The following is a 16,497-nucleotide window of genomic DNA, read 5'->3' as shown; positions in this document are numbered from 1 at the left end:
CGGGGACAACGGGGTTTGCGGGCCCCTCACGAGGTGGCACGGGCCCGCCGGGCGCGGGGCGTCGAGGTGTCGCGCGGTCGGTCGGACGCCGGCCCGGTGGTGTCCCGGCGGACCAGCTCGGCGGGCAGCACCTCGACCCGGGGTGTCGGCGCGGCCGCGCCGAGCACCAGCGACATCGCCCGTACGCCCATGTCGACCAGGGGAAGCCGTACGGTGGTCAACGCCGGCGTGACGTCCCGGGCGACCGGCATGTCGTCGAAGCCGACCACGGAGATCCGCCCCGGTACGGCGAGCGAGCGGGCCCGCAGCGTGGCCAGGGCGCCGATGGCCATCGAGTCGTTGAGCGCCACGATCGCGGTCAGCTCGGGGTCGGCGTCGAGCAGTCGGCCGGCGGCCTCCGCGCCGCCGTCCCGGTCGAACTCGGCGTACCGGATACGCCGCTCAGGCAGGTCGAGGCCGTGCTCGGCGAGGGCCTGCCGGAGCCCGGCCAGCCGATCGGTGGTGGTGGTGAGGATGCGCGGACCGGCGACCACGCCGATCGCCCGGTGCCCGAGCGCGCAGAGTTCCCGGCCGGCGAGGTGACCGCCGGTCCGGTTGTCCGGCATGACGGCGTCGCCGGAGTGCTCGTGGCGGCCGATGACCGCGACCCGTCCGCCGGTCGCCTCGTACGCGGCGAGCTTCTCGTTGAGCTGCCGGGTGAAGGCGTCGTCGTGGTAACCGGACCCGGCCAGGATCAGCGCCGCCACCTGGTGGCCCCGCAGCAGCTCCACGTACTCCAGCTCGCGGTCCGGGTCGCGGTAGCTGTTGCAGATCATCAGCAGCCGGCCCTGGTCGGTGGCGACCCGTTGCAGCCCACGGGTGATCTCGGCGAAGTACGGGTCGGAGACGTCGTGCACGATCACGCCGACCGCGCTGCGGTGCGAGCGGGCCAGCAGTTGGGCGTGCGCGTTCGGCACGTACTGCAACTCGGCGACGGCCGCGAGCACCCGCTCGCGCAGCTCGTCGGTGACCGGTTTGCTGCTGCCGTTGATGACGCGTGAGGCCGTGGCGGGTGAGACGCCCGCGCGCCGCGCCACGTCGGACAGGGTCGCCATGTCCCGCCCCCTCGGTCTGTTGACGGCGTTTCGCCGTGCCGGCTAGCGTCACCGTACCGCAGAGAAAGCCCTTTCCCGCAGGGAGGCCCGGCCATGTCGGATCGCTTCGCGGCACTGCCCGGCGGCATCGGCGTGTCCCGGCTGCGCGTCTACGACACGGCGGCGCCGGACGGCCTGGTCGGCGGCACCCCGCACGTGCACCTGTGCTGCACCGAGGGGTACGTGGTGACCGGCGGCGAGGGCGCGGTGCAGACCCTGAACGGCGCGGGATTCCGGGAGACCCCGCTGCGGCCGGGCACCGTGCTCTGGTTCGAGCCGGGCACCGTGCACCGCCTGGTGAACGGCGGTGGTCTGTCCATCGTGGTGCTCATGCAGAACAGCGGTCTGCCCGAGGCCGGGGACGCGGTCCTCACCTTCCCACCCGAGGTGCTGGCCGACCCCGAGGCGTACGCCGAGGCGGCGGCGCTGCCGGACGGGGGAGCGCCGGGGGCGGACGTGCGGAGCGCGTACCGGCGGAGGGACCTTGCCGTGACCGGCTTCCAGGCGCTGCGGTCCGGCGGTCCGGCGGCGCTGGCCGCCTTCCACGCGGCGGCGGTGGCGCTGCGTCGGCCGCTGCTGACGGCCTGGCGGCGGCGGTGGGCGGACGGTGCGGGTCGGGCGGCGGCCGACACCGGCGCGCAGTTGGACGCCCTGGAGCGGGGCGACTCCGGATATCTGGGCGGGGCCGGCGTGTACGCGGTGGACGCGCCGGTCGAGCGCGGCCGGTTGGGGATGTGCGGCCTGCTCGACACCTATGGTGATCCACTCGGGTTCAGGGAAGTCGCGGTGTCCGAGGGGCAGGGAAGGCCCGGCTTCCGGTAAGCCGAGTCGACCTTGGGCGACGCGTTCAGCGCGCGGCCCGGTTGGCGTCGAACAGATCGAGGAAAGGCCTTGCCTGCTGTCTGGAGGCCGCCTACGCTCCCAGGAAAGCGTTTGCCTGACCTGCCGACCGGCCCGACTCCCGGGTGTCGCGTCGGGCCCCGAGGAGGTTCGCGTGACCGAGAACTCTTTGGACACCACAGGCCGGCGCACCGCCGCTGACCCGGTAAGCGGTGAGCGGGAAGGCGATTCAGCCGCCACGGCCGAGCCGTCGCCCCGCTCGACGGACGCTCCGGTCCGCGCCGACCGTGAACCGGGATCCGGAGTGGCCGATCGGTCGTCGGACAACGACGGCCGTTCACCCCGATCCACCCTCGGCCGTCGTGCGGCGGCGGTCGCCGACTCGCTGTGGCGGCCGGCGCTCGTGCTGGCCGCCCTCTTCCTCGCCTGGTGGTTCGTGGCGGCCCGGGAGTACGTGCCGAACTACCTCGTGCCCACCCCCGGTCAGGTCTGGACCACGATGACCGACCAGTGGTCCGAGTTGGCCCGACACACCCTGGTCACGCTCTACGAGACCGTGCTCGGCTTCGTCCTGGCCGCCGCGCTCGGGCTGGCCACCGCGGTCGCCATCGCCTACTCGCGCACCCTGGACAAGGCGCTCTACCCGATCGTCCTGTTCGCACAGGTCATCCCGAAGATCGCCATCGCGCCGCTGCTGGTCGTCTGGTTCGGCCTCGGCCTCACCCCGAAGATCATCCTGGCGGTGCTCATCGCGTTCTTCCCGGTGGTCATCTCCGGCGTCGCCGGCCTGCGCTCGACCGACCCGGAACTGCTCGACCTCTCCGCCACGATGGGCGCCGGGCCCTGGCGCACTTTCCGCAAGATCCGCTTTCCGAACGCGTTGCCGCACCTGATGGCCGGCCTGAAGGTGGCGGTCACCCTCGCGGTGGTCGGCGCCGTGGTCGGCGAGTTCGTCGGCGCCAGCGAAGGGCTCGGCTACGTCCTGCTGCTGGCCAACGGCAATCTCGACGCCCCGCTGCTGTTCGCCGACCTGATCCTGATGTCCGCCATCGGCATCGTCCTGTTCGTCCTGGTCGAGATCGCCGAGGCGCTGCTCATCCCGTGGCACGCCAGCCGCCGCGCCGGCGTGTCCCTCACCACCTCCTGACCGACCCCATCACGGAGGCACCGATGAAACGCACCGCCACCACCATCCTGGCCACCGCCGCCCTGCTCCTCGCCGCCGCCGGCTGCGGCGGCTCGGACTCCGCCGGCAAGACCGGCGCCGACGGCAGGAAGCAGGTCACCCTCACCCTCAACTGGGTGCCGTACGGCGAGCACGCGCCCTTCTACTACGGCCTGCAGAAGGGCTACTACTCCGCCGAGGGCATCGACCTGAAGATCCTGCCCGGCAACGGCTCCGGCAACACGGTCAAGCAGGTCGCCCAGAAGCAGACCGACTTCGGCTGGGCCGACAGTCCCGTCCTGCTCAAGTCGGTGGCCAGCGGGATGCCGGTGCGCAGCCTCGGGGCGTACCTGGAGAAGGGCCCCTCCTCGGTGGAGTTCTTCACCGAGAAGAACATCAAGACCCCGGCCGACCTGAAGGGCAAGACCGTCGGCGGCACCCCCGGCGACGCCCTCTACGCGACCTTCCCGGCCTGGCTGGAGAAGAACGGCCTCAAGAAGGACGACGTCAAGGTGGTCAACGTGGACGCCGCCGGCAAGATCGCCGCCCTGGCCGAGGGCAAGGTCGACGCCATCATGGGCTTCTTCCACGACCAGGCGCCCACCATCGAGAGTAAGACCGGCAAGAAGGTCGACGTGCTGCTCTTCGCCGACTACGGGATGAACCTGCTCGGCACCGGTCTGATCGCCAACACCCAGACCCTGCAGAAGGACCCGGAGTTGGCCCGCAAGTTCGTCCGGGCCACCCAGAAGTCCTGGGCCGACGCGGCACGCGACCCGGCCGGCGCGGTGAGTGCCATGGTCGCGCTCGCCGAGAACGAGCCCGCCCCCGAGGTGCTCACCAAGCAGCTCACCCTCAACCTGCCGCTGCTCGGCGCCGACGGCCCGGCCGGGGTGAACACCGACGCCCAGTGGTCCGAGACCATCGACCTGATGGCCCGCTACGCGGAGCTGAAGGACCCGGGGGCGCCGAACGCGTACTGGGACTCGTCGTACGCGGCCAAGGGGTGACGAGGTGAGCGCCGCGCCGGCCACCGCCGGCACCGCCATCGCTCTGTCCGGGGTGACCGTCCGGTTCACCACCCGACGCTCGCGGACCACCGCCCTCGACGACGTGTCCCTGCACATCGAGCCGGGGGAGTTCGTCACCATCGTCGGCCCGTCCGGCTGCGGCAAGTCCACCCTGCTGAAGATCGTCGCCGGCCTGGTGCAGCCCACCAGCGGTGAGGTCGCGCTGCTGCGACAGCCGGTACGCGGTCCGCAGAAGGAGATCGGCTTCGTCTTCCAGAAGGCCGCCCTGCTGGAGTGGCGGGGCGCGCGGGCCAACATCCTGCTCCAGGCCGAGATGCGCGGCATGGACCGGACCCGGGCCGCCCGCCGGGCCGACGAGCTGATCGAGATGACCGGACTGACCGGCTTCGAGAAGGCCCTGCCGCACGAGCTGTCCGGCGGCATGCAGCAGCGGGTGGCGCTCTGCCGCGCGCTGCTGCACGCCCCACCCGTGCTGCTCATGGACGAGCCGTTCGGCGCCCTGGACGCGCTGACCCGTGAGCAGATGAACGCCGAACTGCACCGCATCTGGCGGGAGACCGGCACCACCGTGGTGCTGGTCACCCACTCCATCGCCGAGGCGGTCTTCCTCGGCACCCGGGTCGTGGTGATGAGCGCCCGGCCCGGGCGGATCATCCGCACCTTCGACGTCGAACTGCCGGCGCACCGCGACTACGCGCAGGTGATGTCGGACTCGCGGTTCGACCGGCTCGCCACCGAACTGCGCGGGTTGCTCGGCAGCGCGGCCGCCAACCACTGAACGACCGGCACGACGAGAGGGAACATCATGACCCGCAGGTCGATCGGCATCATCGTCAACGGCGTGACCGGACGGATGGGCTACCGCCAGCACCTCGTCCGGTCCCTGCTGGCCATCCGCGAGGCCGGCGGCGTGACGTTGGCCGACGGCACGAGAATCTGGCCGGAACCGGTCCTGGTGGGACGCAACGAGACCAAGCTCCGCGAACTCGCCGAGCGGCACGGCCTCACCGACTGGACCACCGATCTGACCTCCGCGCTGGCCCGCGACGACGTCGAGATCTACTTCGACGCCCTGGTCACCCAGCAGCGGGAGAAGGCGATCCGCCAGGCCATCGAGGCCGGCAAGCACATCTACACCGAGAAGCCGCTCGCCGAGGACACCGCTGCCGCGCTCGACCTGGCCCGCGCCGCCGACGCGGCCGGTGTCCGTACCGGCGTGGTGCAGGACAAGCTGTTCCTGCCCGGGCTGCGCAAACTCAAGCGGCTCGTCGACGGCGGCTTCTTCGGCCGGATCCTCTCGGTGCGCGGCGAGTTCGGCTACTGGGTCTTCGAGGGCGACTGGCAGCCGGCCCAGCGCCCCTCCTGGAACTACCGCGCCGAGTCCGGCGGCGGCATCACCTCCGACATGTTCCCGCACTGGCACTACGTGCTCCAGGAGCTGTTCGGCCGGGTCACCGCCGTCACCTGCGTGACCGCCACCCACGTGCCCGAGCGGGTCGACGAGGACGGCCGTACCTACGCGGCCACCGCGGACGACGCCGCGTACGCCATCTTCGAACTCGACGGCGGCGTGATCGCGCAGATCAACTCGTCGTGGGGTGTGCGGGTGTACCGCGACGAGCTGGTCGAGTTCCAGGTCGACGGCACCGAGGGCAGCGCCGTCGCGGGGTTGCGCGGCTGCCGGGTGCAGCACCGGGCGGTGACCCCGAAACCGGTGTGGAACCCGGACCTGCCGGTCACCGAGGACTTTCGCGCGCAGTGGTCCGAGGTGCCTGACAACGAGGAGTTCGACAACGGCTTCAAGGTGCAGTGGGAGGCCTTCCTGCGGCACGTCGTGGCCGGTGAGCCGTTCCGGTGGGACTTCCTGGCCGGCGCGCGTGGCGTGCAGCTCGCCGAGCTGGGGCTCCGCGCCGCCCGCGAGGGCGTCCGGGTCGAGGTCCCGGAGCTGCACCCGTGAGGGCCGTCGAGGTGGCGTTGCCGGGCGGGCGGCGACACCGACTCACCGGGACCGGCGGATTCGCCCGCCCGGCCGCGCCGGCGACCGGCCGGATCGGGTACGCCGCCGCGCACGTGGTCGCCGACCCGGGCGCGGAGAACGTGCCGGGCGCCCCGGCGGCGGTGGACTGGGACGCCACCCTCGCCTTCCGGCGGCACCTGTGGTCGTACGGGCTGGGGGTCGCCGAGGCGATGGACACCGCCCAGCGGGGAATGGGGCTGGACTATCCGGCGACCCGGGAGCTGATCCGGCGCAGCGCCGCCGAGGCCCGCGCCGTGCACGGGCGGATCGTCGCCGGGGTCGGCACCGACCAGCTCCCGCCCGGCCCGGTCACCCTGGCCGAGGTCACCGCCGCCTACCGTGAACAGCTCGACGACGTCCGCGCCGCCGGCGCCCGGCCGGTGCTGATGTGCAGCCGGCACCTGGCCGCCGCCGCCCGCGACGCCGAGGACTACCTGCGGGTGTACGACGAGCTGCTGACCGCCGCCGGTGAGCCGGTGGTGCTGCACTGGTTGGGTCCGATGTTCGATCCGGCGCTCACCGGCTACTGGGGGTCCGTCGACCTGGACCTGGCCGCCGACACGGTGGTCGAGCTGATCAAGGCGCACCAGTCCACCGTGAACGGCGTCAAGGTGTCGCTGCTCGACGCCGACCGGGAGGTGGCGCTGCGGCGTCGGCTACCGGCCGGGGTGCGCCTTTACACCGGCGACGACTTCCACTACCCGGAGCTGATCCGGGGGGACGAGGTGGGTCACTCCGACGCGCTGCTGGGGGTGTTCGCGGCCATCGCCCCGGCCGCCGCCGCCGCGCTGGCCGCTCTGGATCGGGGGGACCTGTCGTCGTACGACGAGATCTTCGCGCCGACCGTGCCGCTGGCCCGGCACCTGTTCGCGGCGCCGACCTGGCACTACAAGACGGGCATCGTGTTCCTGGCGTGGCTGGCCGGGCACCAGGACCACTTCACGATGGTCGGCGGCGCGCAGTCCGGCCGCTCGTCGGCGCACCTGGCGACCCTGCTCACCCTCGCCGACGAGGCCGGGCTGCTGCCCGACGCGGAACTGGCCGCCGCCCGCGCCCGGGCGTTCTTCACCGTGGCGGGAGTTGCTCAATGAGTCTCGCGCGGTTCTCGTTCAACCAGGCCACCGCCCAGCGCTGGCCGCTGCCCGACGTGGTCGCCGGCTGTGTGGCGGCCGGCGTACCGGGCATCGGGCTGTGGCGGGAGCCGGTGGCCGAGTACGGGTTGGCCCGCTCGGCGAAGCTGGTCCGCGACGCCGGTCTCAGCGTCACGTCGCTGTGCCGGGGCGGCTTCTTCACCGCCGACGGCTGGCGCGCGGAGAACCTGCGGGCCATCGAGGAGGCGGCCGCGCTGGGCGCACCGGAACTGGTGCTCGTCTCCGGCGGACTGCCCACGGGTAGCCGGGATGTCGACGGCGCCCGCCGTCAGGTCGCCGACGCGATCGCCGACCTGGCCCCGCACGCGGCGGCGGCCGGGGTACGGCTGGCGATCGAACCGCTGCACCCGATGTTCGCCGCCGACCGCTGCGTGATCGCCACCCTCGGCCAGGCGCTCGACATCGCCGAGCGGTTCGATCCGGCGGTGGTCGGGGTGGTCGTCGACGCGTACCACGTCTGGTGGGACGACACCGTGTACGCGCAGATCGCCCGGGCCGGCGCGCGGATCGCCGCCTTCCAGGTCTGCGACTGGGTGACACCTCTACCGGAGGGGGTGCTGCTCGGCCGGGCGTTGCCCGGCGACGGGTGCATCGAGCTGCGGCGGCTGCGTGAGGCGGTGGACGCGGCCGGCTACCGAGGCCCGATCGAGGTGGAGGTCTTCTCCGCCGAGGTCTGGGCGCGGCCGGGCGCGCAGGTGCTCGACGCCGCGATCGCCGGCTACCTGCGCCATGTCGTCTGATCGGCGTGGGGCACAGGGGTACGCCGGTCGGCGGTAGGGTCGGGCGCATGGATCTGAACGGGACCGCGGGGCTGCTCGGGGTGCCCGTCGACGCCGTCGAGCGGGTGCACCAGCTCGCCGGTGACCGGCCCTCGGCCCCGCTGCCCGCCAAGGCGGACGCGCCGGCGATCCTCGACCGGCTCGCGGTGCCGCCGGACGACGCCGCCGAGATCATCGCGGGTTGGCCGGACGACGACTCGCCACTGTGGACGTCGGAGCTGCGCTGGCTGCTGGACCGCTCGATTGCGCTGGTCCGCGCCGATCTCGGCGGGTACGTCTGGCTGCCGCCCGGCCCGGAGCTGCCGCGCGACCGTGGCCTCGCCTGGCGGCACCTCTACGTCTACGCGTACCTCGCCCTGGTCGACGTCGTCCGGGGCTACCACCGCGACCACGGCGTTCCCGACGCGGTGTCCTGGGCGACCCTCGCCGACCTGGGCCGTAACCTCGCCGTCGACCGGCGGATGCGCGGCGAGGGCTGGCCGGTCATGCAGAGCTGGCTGACGCTGCACGTCCGCGGCGCCGTCTACGAGTTGGGCCGGTTGCAGCACCATCGCGGCGACGGTGCCATCGGCCTGCACATCCCGGACGCGGGGCCGTTGACCCCGGCGGCGGTCACGGCGTCACTCGACGAGGGCCGCGCCTTCTTCGCGCGGCACTTCCCCGACGAGCGGTACGCGGCGTTCTCCTGCGGCTCGTGGCTGCTCGATCCCCAGTTGCGCGAGTACCTGCCCGAGGACTCCAACATCATCCGCTTCCAGCGACGGTTCGAGCTGGCGCCCTACGAGGAGCCGGAAGGGCTGGACGCGGACGTCGAGGTGCTGCGGTTCGTGTTCCGGACGCTGACCACGCCGCTGGACGAGTTGCCGCGCCGCACCGCCCTGCAACGCGCGATCGTCGACCACCTGTCGGCCGGCCGGCACTGGCAGTGGCGGCAGGGTCGCTTCCCGATCGACGCGCCCGCACCGGAGGTGGCCCGCTAGCGGCCGGCGACGATGGCGACGGCCTCGACGAGGCTGTCCGCGCCGGCCAGCCCGCGGTCGCGCAGCTCGCTCGGGTCGAGCCCGCGCGCCCGGACCGCATCGGCGAAGTGCTCGATGTCCTTACGCATGAGCGTCTGCAGGTGGGGCGCGAGGTCGGGGGTGATCTCGGTGTTCAGCGCGCCGAGCATGAAGCTGGCCCCGCTGCTCACCGAGAGTGCCGTGATCAGCGCCGGGATGTCCATGTCCAACTTCTCGGCGATGCGCAGCATGTCGGCGGCGTTCTTGAGGTTGCTCATCGTCATGGAGTTGTTCAGCAGCTTGGTGAGCTGGCCGGTGCCGACCGGACCCATGTGCACCACCAGGCGGGAGAACGTGTCGAAGATCGGCGTACAGCGGTCGTAGGCCGCTTGGTCACCGCCCACGAAGGTGGTCAGGGTCCGCGACCGGGCGCCAGGTCCGCCGCCGCTGACCGGAGCGTCCAGGTACGCCACACCGTGCGCGGCGAAGCGATCCCCGAACGCCACGTTCTCGGTGGGGTCGCCGGTGCCGTGATTGACCACCACGGTGCCGGGACGCAGGCCGTCCAGGAGTTGACGATGGTCCAGCAGGTCGGCGATGTCGTTGTCGTCGCGCAGGCACAGCAGCAGGACGTCGACCCTTCCAGCCAGCTCCGCGACCGTAGCTGCCACGGTGTACGGCGTCCCCTCAAGCGCTGCCAGCGATTCCGGACGACGGGCCCAGACGTGCAGGTCGTGGGCGCTCTCACCCACCGCGCGGGCCATCGGGGCGCCCTGGTCGCCCAGCCCGATGAAACCGACGGCCATCATCTGACGCCCGCCTGGGTGACCATCGAGGCTGATCTGCTCTGTCATGGTTGTCGTCTCCTCTCGCGTCACACTGACGAGAACACTGTCACCCGGTTGGTCGCCGTCAGCCGGGTTCCCGGTTGTCCTGGTAACGCCAGGGCCAGGCTCGTCGGCCGGGCCGCCGACCGGTGGCCGGTAAAAAGATCCGACGATTCGCGCTCCGGGTTGAGTGGCAGTGCGGCGTGCGCCGACCCGTTTCGCGGACCCACCAGGGCTGCCGTGGGTGCGGATCGCCTTGCGTGGTCGGGATGTGACGCCGGCCGTGGCCGGCATTCTGCCTCAACCGCGCCGGAAAAACATGATCTAGGCACGGCTGAAACATCATGATCTTATGTGCGTCATGATCCGTAACACCGCTCGAACCCTCGATTAATCGTCGACGGCTTAGGTGGGGGAGCGCTCCCAAGCGGGTCGCAGCAGATGAGCAAGCCCCACACCGGGGCGATGGAAGGGAGTCTCGTGTCCACACGCACGAGCGGGAAAAACCTGCGAAGACTGGCGATACCGACGCTGGTCGTCGCGATGTTCGCCGGCACGACCGGCGTCGCGGGAACGGCGTCGGCAGCGCCCGGAGACACCTCGGCCAACGGCGGCCCCGGCTACTTCACGAAGGGGTCGGACCAGCGCACCACCCTGACCGACGGCGCCGACCGTCGCGCCGACGCCGAGGCGACCAGCCCGAAGTCCGCCGTGGACGTCACCGGCTCGGGGGTCTACGTCGTCGAGCTGGCCGAGGCGCCGCTGACCACGTACGTCGGCGGGGTTTCCGGACTGGCGCGGACCCGCCCCACGCCCGGCGCCCGGCTGGACGTCACGTCGGCGCCGTCGCAGGCGTACCGCCGGCACCTCGACGCGCAGCGGTCCGCCGTCGCCGCCGCGGCCGGCGTCCAGGTCAAGGCCGCCTACACCGCCGCCTTCAACGGGTTCTCGGCGACACTGACCGCCAAGCAGGCGACCGCGCTGCGGGCCGACAAGCGGGTACGCGCCGTCACCGCCGCGCGGGCGCTGGGCACCCGCGCGGCGACGCCGCGCACGGCCGCCCCGAGCGGAACCCCCGCCGGCACGCCGAACTCCACGGCCGTCACTCCGTCCGCAGTGGACGCCGCGGCCAAGCCGGCCACGCCGACCAAGCCCGGTCCGGCCACCGGGGCGGGCATGGTGGTCGGTGTCCTGGACACCGGCATCTGGCCGGAGAGCGCGTCGTTCGCCAAGAAGATGCCCGCCCCGAAGACGTGGCACGGCACCTGCCAGACCGGCGTGGCCTTCGTGGCGGAGCACTGCAACGGCAAGATCGTCGGTGCCCGGTACTTCGCCGACACCTGGCTCGCCGGTGGTGGCTCGGTGCCCGAGGGCGAGGTGCTGTCCCCCCGCGACATGTCCGGGCACGGCACCCACACCGCGTCCACGGCCGCCGGTCTGCCGGTGCGGGACGTCACGATCGACGGTCGGTCGTACGGTGCGGTCTCCGGCGTGGCGCCGGACGCCCAGATCGCCGTCTACAAGGTGCTCTGGGGCGGGATGGGCTTCGACGCCGACATCATCGCCGGCATCGACGCGGCCGTCGCCGACGGCGTGCAGGTGCTGAACTTCTCCATCGGCAGCCAGCTCGGCGACTGGGAGGCCAACACCCCCATCGGCGTCGCCTTCCTCAACGCCACGCTCTCCGGGGTCTTCGTGGCGGCGTCGGCCGGAAACACCGGCATCGTGAGCGGCGCCATCAGCAACGCGGCGCCCTGGGTGACCACGGTGGGCGCGGCGGTGACCAACACCAACGCGGCCACGGTCACCCTGGGCGACGGCACGAAGCTGGTCGGCGGCTCGCTCGACGCGCTGCCCGGCGGCACCTCCCGGCAGATGGTCTTCGGTGACCAGGCCGGCTCGCTGGAGCAGGGCTCGGCGTACTGCGAGCCGGGCAGCCTCGACCCGGCGAAGATCAAGGGCAAGGTGGTCGCCTGCGCGCTGTCGACCCCCTTCAGCTCCGCACAGGAGGTGAAGGAGAAGGGCGGTACGGCGATGGTGGTGTTCGACCCGGTCGGCAACTACCGGATCAACTCCATCTACAACTTCCCGGTGGTCTACCTGAACACCGAGAAGCAGGCCGGCACGCTCTTCAACTACCTGATGCGCCACCCGTCCGACGCCAAGGTGTCGCTGCGCACCGGCGGCGACGGCTCCAGCGTCCCGGGGATCCCCAGCGTGGCAGACTACTCCTCGACCGGCCCGGACAAGACCACCTTCGGCGTCTTCAAGCCGGACCTGGTCGCGCCCGGCACGGACATCATCGCCGCGGTCTCGCCGGCCGGAAACTTCGGTCGGGCCTACGACGCGTACTCCGGAACCTCGATGGCGTCGCCGTACGTGGCCGGCGCGGCGGCGATCCTGCGTGCCACGCACCCCACCTGGTCGCCGGGAACGGTCGCCTCGGCCCTGCGGACCACCGCCACCGACACCCGGGGCACCACCAACCCGCTGGACCAGGGCAGCGGCTTCATCAACCTGGCCGGAGCCAAGGACCCGGGCCTGGTCATCGAGCCGGCCGCCGCCGATTTGGTCGAGTTCAGCCAGACGGCCCAGCCGGACGGCAAGGAGCTCAACCTGCCGGCCATCTCGCTGCGCGAGTACGACGGCACCCACCCGGTGACCATCAAGCGCACGCTGACCAACGTGGGCACGACCCGGGAGACCTACCGGTCCTCGGTGTCCGGCCTGCCCGGCATGACGGTCACGGTGTCGCCCGCGTCGGTGACGCTCGCGCCCGGCAAGTCCGCGACGGTGACCATCACGCTGCGCCGGGGCAGCGCCCCCTGGGACCGGTACGTCACCGGGTCGATCACCTGGCGCGGCAAGGTGCACAGCGCCCGGATTCCGGTCGCCGCCCGCCCATGGGGCATCACCCCCCGGCCGTACGCTGACGACGGCGAGGAGTTCGGCCGGATGACCAGCGGGTCCTACGGCTACGCCCAGCCGGGCTTCAGCGGGCCGATCACCGGTCGCAGCACCGGCTACACGCCGATGCGTCGGGAGTCGTACTCGATGCCGGCCGGCGTGTACGGCGGCGTGTTCGACCCGAAGGCGTCCGGGGTGAAGAAGGTCGACTTCACGGTGCCGGCGAACTCCGCCGCCATCATCGTCGAGGCCAACACCGAGGATCCGAACACCAACCTCGACCTGTACCTGTACAAGGGCGACACCCTTGTCTACAGCAGTGACAGGTACTGGACCAGCGCGGAGCAGGCGTACAAGTTCCTGCCCGAGCCGGGGCGCTACACGGCGTACGTGTTCGCGCAGGTACCCGGCGGCCCGGTGGTGGACTTCCAGTTGGGTCACGCCATCATCGGCCGTAACGCCACGTACGCGCCGGCCACGCTGACGATGCCGTCGACGACCGAGCGCGGTCAGAGCCTCAACTTCACGTTGAAGCCCAACCGGCCGCTGCCCGAGGGCGACTTCTGGGCATACACCGAGTACCGCACCAACGGCGCGGTCATCCCCGGCAACCTCGTCTCCACCCAGCAGAGCGCCTGGCAGGAGTAGTCGTACCGGCTGGTGGGGCGGTGCCGTCGCGGGGCCGCCCCACCAGCTTTCGCTACCGCTGCCAGGCGTCGATCGCGGTGACCCCGTCGCGCAGGGTCCGGTCCAGGGTGGCCGGGTTGCCGCTGCTGCCCTCCCAGCCCTGGTCGTCGAGGACCGTCACCACACCGTCGACCCGGGCCACGGCGATCTGGGCGGCGCCCTCGCCGCCGGTACGCTCGCCGTTCAGACTCGTGGCGGGCCACGTCCGGGTCACCAGCAACGCCTCGTCCCCGACGCCGGTCACCGTCTTGCTCCCGACCGTGACCTTGGTGCCGCCCTGGTCGTACGACGGGCACGCCTTCACCGCGGCGCGGAGACGTCGCAGGTAGTCCGAGGCGCCGTCCCCCTCGAAGGTGAAGATGGTCTGGTGGATCATTCCCTGCGGCGTGTTGCTGTCGGGCTCGCCGGCCTTCTTGTAGGTCAGTGTCATGGCCGCGCTCGCGGTGACCTGTCGACCCCCGGTGCCGAACTCGTTGCCGCACAGCGTGGGCAGCGCCTCGGCGACCCGCGTCGGACGGCGCGGAGACTTCCGCAGCTCGGACGGTAGCTCCACGAAGGCCGACGTCGGGATGGTCGTCGGCGCGCCGGCGCTCGCGGACGGCTGGTCGGTCGGGCTGGGCGCGGCTGTGGGTGTCGATGCCGTCGACGCGGCCGACGGCGTCGGGTCGGACCCTCCTTCGCCAGCCGTGCAGGCGGTGCTCAACGCGACGGTGCCCAGCAACGGCAGGATCAGCGCTCGGGTGGTCGGCGACAGCGCGTACCGGCTCATGTTTCCCCCTCACCTCGACCAGCACAGTTCCCTGCCATGGTCGACCGGAAACGATCGGCACCGGCCTCGGCGCGCCGGCTACGGCCGGGTCACGTCGATGACGATTACCGTGACGTTGTCGTGTCCACCCTGGTCGATCGCCATGCCCACGAGTTGGTCGGCGATGCTTCCTGGGTTGTCGTCGGAATCGAGCGCAGCTCGGATCTGCTCGTGCGGCACGTACGAACTCAGTCCGTCAGAGCACAACAGGACTCGGTCGCCGGGCTGAAGCAGGAGCGGCCTCAGGTCGGCCGACCGGCCGTCGGCCCGTCCGTCGAGGAAGCGGGCCAGCCTCCCGGAAAGATGGGGCACCTCCTCGGCGTCGGCGACGAGGTGTTCGTAGGTGTGGTCCTCGCTGATCTGAACCAGGGCGTTGTCGCGGGAGCCGTGGCGTCGGACCAGATAGGCCCGGGAATCCCCGACATTTGCCACGATCGCATGACCGCCCGAATGCAGCAGAGCGACGAACGTCGTGCCCATCCCCGCCAGATCCGGGTTCTCGCGGACCTTTCTCCGTAACTCGTCGCTCGCGTCGTTGATGGCCCGTCCCAAGAAGTCAGCAAGATCTTCCGGATCCACCGCGCGGTCGTACGCCTGAACGGCAGCGACGACTGTGCTGCTCGCGACGTCACCGGCGACGTGGCCGCCAAGACCGTCGGCGACCACGTACAGCCACTGTCCCTGGCTGTGGGAGTCCTCGTTCCGTCTGCGGACGAGGCCCTGGTGCGTCCGGCTGGCCGCCACGAGACAGAGGGTCACGGTCATGACCTCCTACTCGGTCCGCCGTCGGGCCACGGCTCGTTCGCGCTCGCGTCGCGGTGCAGGACGTGGACTGTTTCGACCCGGTCGCTCGCCACGACGTACTCGGTCACCTCGACCGGCTTCTGGTCGCCTCCCGAGGTGCCGACCCGTACGATCTCCAGTACGGGCAGGTTGGTGGAGATCTCCAAAAGACCGGCTTCGTCCTTGCTGGGCATCCGGGCGCGGTGGATCTCTATCCAGCTGATCGGCCAGTGGCCGGCGTTCTCGATGTGGTGCAGCCACTCGCCTGCCGCCGGGCTCGCGTCCAGGTCGGCGACGATGTGCGCGACGCGTGGGTGAATCCACGAGATATTGATCTGGAACGGGGCCTCGGATGCTGGCCCGGTAACCCGAAATCGGCGAAGCACTTCGGTGCCGGGCTCTACCCCCAGAAGTTTGGCGACGCGGGGATCGTCCAGTCGGGCTGGCGCGTTGATGGCCTTGCCGTGGCTAACCCACACTTCCTGGCTGCTTGCCGAAGGGAACGAGTACCCCGTTGCCTGCGCGTTGCGCTTGACGAGATCACCGCGGGGCCGGCGTGGGCGTATCGTGCCGTATCGAACGGCGATGCCCCGCCCCTGGACGGCCCACACGTAGCCCTCGGTCTCCAGCAGGGCGATGGCCCGGCCGACGGTGTCGCGGTTGGCGTCGTACTCGGCTGCGAGGTCGTTGAGGGTCGGCAGCCGCGCACCCGGCTCCCATTCTCCGGCTTCGATCCGCTCGCGGATCATGGACGCGATGTTCAGGTAGCGCGAGTGCACCGGCACGTCCACGCCCTTCCCGGTTGTCCATAGACAAGCCTTGACGCTGAGGCAGATTGTCCCCACACTATCTCTGAAGATTGTCCCAAGACAATCTGGTGCCTACGAGGTCCGGAGTCAGTCAGCCCTCGAGACCGGCACGTGGGGAGCCCTCAGGAGGGAGATGTCCATGACGGGAAATTGTGGCGAGTCAGAAGCGTTGCCCGTGAGCAGTCCAACGAGGCCGGAGAGGCCGACGGTTGTCGTGGCAGAAGTGCCGCAGGTTTTCGTCCTCATCAGGGACGAGAAGACTGTCGGCTACCTCTTCGACCTTCCCTCGGGTGCGGTGGCCATCCTGGATGGTGCGAGGGAGATCTTCCGATCGGACTCCCTGGACGACTTCGCCAGGTTCTTCGGCCCATTGCTGGATCTTCACATCGCGAAGGTCCGGCAAGACCTCTAAACGAGCAATCCCTGACCTTTGCGGGAGGCGGATGCGGTCGTGACGGTATACCTCAGCGTCATATTGATACCTCTGCGGTATACCGCTCACCAGCACATCGACGCGGCGGGCCGCCACGGTGGGCGGTGGCGGGCGGGGCGGCGCGACCCG

The 16,497-nt window shown here is 71.2% G+C and carries 15 protein-coding genes; 10 read left to right on the top strand and 5 right to left on the bottom strand.

Annotation, left to right across the window (positions count from 1 at the left end):
- Positions 1-26: 26 nt before the first annotated feature.
- Positions 27-1,094, bottom strand: coding sequence for a LacI family DNA-binding transcriptional regulator (locus ACN263_RS15835; RefSeq protein WP_422735057.1), 1,068 nt, complete (start codon positions 1,092-1,094; stop codon positions 27-29).
- A gap of 93 nt (positions 1,095-1,187) precedes the next feature.
- On the opposite strand from ACN263_RS15835, the gene ACN263_RS15830 reads away from it, so the two are divergent.
- The 8 genes from ACN263_RS15830 to ACN263_RS15795 all read left to right on the top strand — a co-directional run bounded on the left by ACN263_RS15830 (position 1,188) and on the right by ACN263_RS15795 (position 9,096).
- Positions 1,188-1,955 carry a cupin domain-containing protein gene (locus ACN263_RS15830; protein ID WP_422735056.1) on the top strand — a complete coding sequence of 256 codons (768 nt, stop codon included), beginning with the start codon at positions 1,188-1,190 and terminating at the stop codon, positions 1,953-1,955.
- Between the two features lie 322 nt (positions 1,956-2,277).
- On the top strand, positions 2,278-3,120 hold the full coding sequence (locus ACN263_RS15825; protein WP_422735055.1) for an ABC transporter permease: 843 nt from the start codon (positions 2,278-2,280) through the stop codon (positions 3,118-3,120).
- 23 nt (positions 3,121-3,143) lie between these two features.
- The gene (locus ACN263_RS15820; protein ID WP_422735054.1) at positions 3,144-4,148 is read left to right on the top strand and encodes an ABC transporter substrate-binding protein; all 1,005 of its coding nucleotides are present in this window, start codon (positions 3,144-3,146) and stop codon (positions 4,146-4,148) included.
- Positions 4,149-4,152: 4 nt separating this feature from the next.
- A complete protein-coding gene (locus ACN263_RS15815) occupies positions 4,153-4,947 on the top strand; it encodes an ABC transporter ATP-binding protein (protein ID WP_422735053.1) in 795 nt (264 codons plus the stop codon).
- Positions 4,948-4,974: 27 nt separating this feature from the next.
- A complete protein-coding gene (locus ACN263_RS15810; protein ID WP_422735052.1) occupies positions 4,975-6,126 on the top strand; it encodes a Gfo/Idh/MocA family protein in 1,152 nt (383 codons plus the stop codon).
- The gene (locus tag ACN263_RS15805) at positions 6,123-7,277 is read left to right on the top strand and encodes a dihydrodipicolinate synthase family protein (protein ID WP_422735051.1); all 1,155 of its coding nucleotides are present in this window, start codon (positions 6,123-6,125) and stop codon (positions 7,275-7,277) included. The genes ACN263_RS15810 and ACN263_RS15805 overlap by 4 nt, the downstream gene beginning before the upstream one ends.
- The gene (locus ACN263_RS15800; protein ID WP_422735050.1) at positions 7,274-8,077 is read left to right on the top strand and encodes a sugar phosphate isomerase/epimerase family protein; all 804 of its coding nucleotides are present in this window, start codon (positions 7,274-7,276) and stop codon (positions 8,075-8,077) included. The genes ACN263_RS15805 and ACN263_RS15800 overlap by 4 nt, the downstream gene beginning before the upstream one ends.
- Before the next feature lie 47 nt (positions 8,078-8,124).
- Positions 8,125-9,096, top strand: a complete 972-nt coding sequence (locus tag ACN263_RS15795) for an acyltransferase domain-containing protein (RefSeq protein WP_422735049.1) — start codon at positions 8,125-8,127, stop codon at positions 9,094-9,096.
- Here the strand turns inward: ACN263_RS15795 and ACN263_RS15790 are convergent.
- The gene (locus tag ACN263_RS15790) at positions 9,093-9,968 is read right to left on the bottom strand and encodes an NAD(P)-dependent oxidoreductase (protein WP_422735048.1); all 876 of its coding nucleotides are present in this window, start codon (positions 9,966-9,968) and stop codon (positions 9,093-9,095) included. The two genes, ACN263_RS15795 and ACN263_RS15790, sit on opposite strands and share 4 nt — an antisense overlap.
- Positions 9,969-10,421: 453 nt before the next feature.
- On the opposite strand from ACN263_RS15790, the gene ACN263_RS15785 reads away from it, so the two are divergent.
- Complete coding sequence (locus ACN263_RS15785) at positions 10,422-13,496, top strand: S8 family serine peptidase (RefSeq protein ID WP_422735047.1); 3,075 nt, start codon at positions 10,422-10,424, stop codon at positions 13,494-13,496.
- A 52-nt stretch (positions 13,497-13,548) separates the two neighbouring features.
- On the opposite strand, the gene ACN263_RS15780 is transcribed toward ACN263_RS15785, so the two are convergent.
- From ACN263_RS15780 to ACN263_RS15770, 3 genes are all read right to left on the bottom strand, one after another.
- On the bottom strand, positions 13,549-14,304 hold the full coding sequence (locus ACN263_RS15780) for a hypothetical protein (protein WP_422735046.1): 756 nt from the start codon (positions 14,302-14,304) through the stop codon (positions 13,549-13,551).
- A gap of 78 nt (positions 14,305-14,382) precedes the next feature.
- A complete protein-coding gene (locus tag ACN263_RS15775) occupies positions 14,383-15,102 on the bottom strand; it encodes a PP2C family protein-serine/threonine phosphatase (RefSeq protein WP_422740723.1) in 720 nt (239 codons plus the stop codon).
- 2 nt (positions 15,103-15,104) lie between these two features.
- The gene (locus ACN263_RS15770; protein WP_422740722.1) at positions 15,105-15,905 is read right to left on the bottom strand and encodes a GntR family transcriptional regulator; all 801 of its coding nucleotides are present in this window, start codon (positions 15,903-15,905) and stop codon (positions 15,105-15,107) included.
- A 40-nt stretch (positions 15,906-15,945) separates the two neighbouring features.
- Between ACN263_RS15770 and ACN263_RS15765 the strand changes: the two genes are divergently transcribed.
- Positions 15,946-16,347 (top strand): hypothetical protein, encoded by a 402-nt coding sequence (locus ACN263_RS15765; protein WP_422735045.1) that lies wholly within the window; start codon positions 15,946-15,948, stop codon positions 16,345-16,347.
- Positions 16,348-16,497: the final 150 nt, after the last annotated feature.

It is taken from the genome of Micromonospora sp. WMMD729 (assembly GCF_049315225.1).
Lineage (GTDB): Bacteria > Actinomycetota > Actinomycetes > Mycobacteriales > Micromonosporaceae > Micromonospora.
Note: the sequence above shows the minus strand (reverse complement) of the source record. Positions and strands in the feature narration are given on the sequence as shown.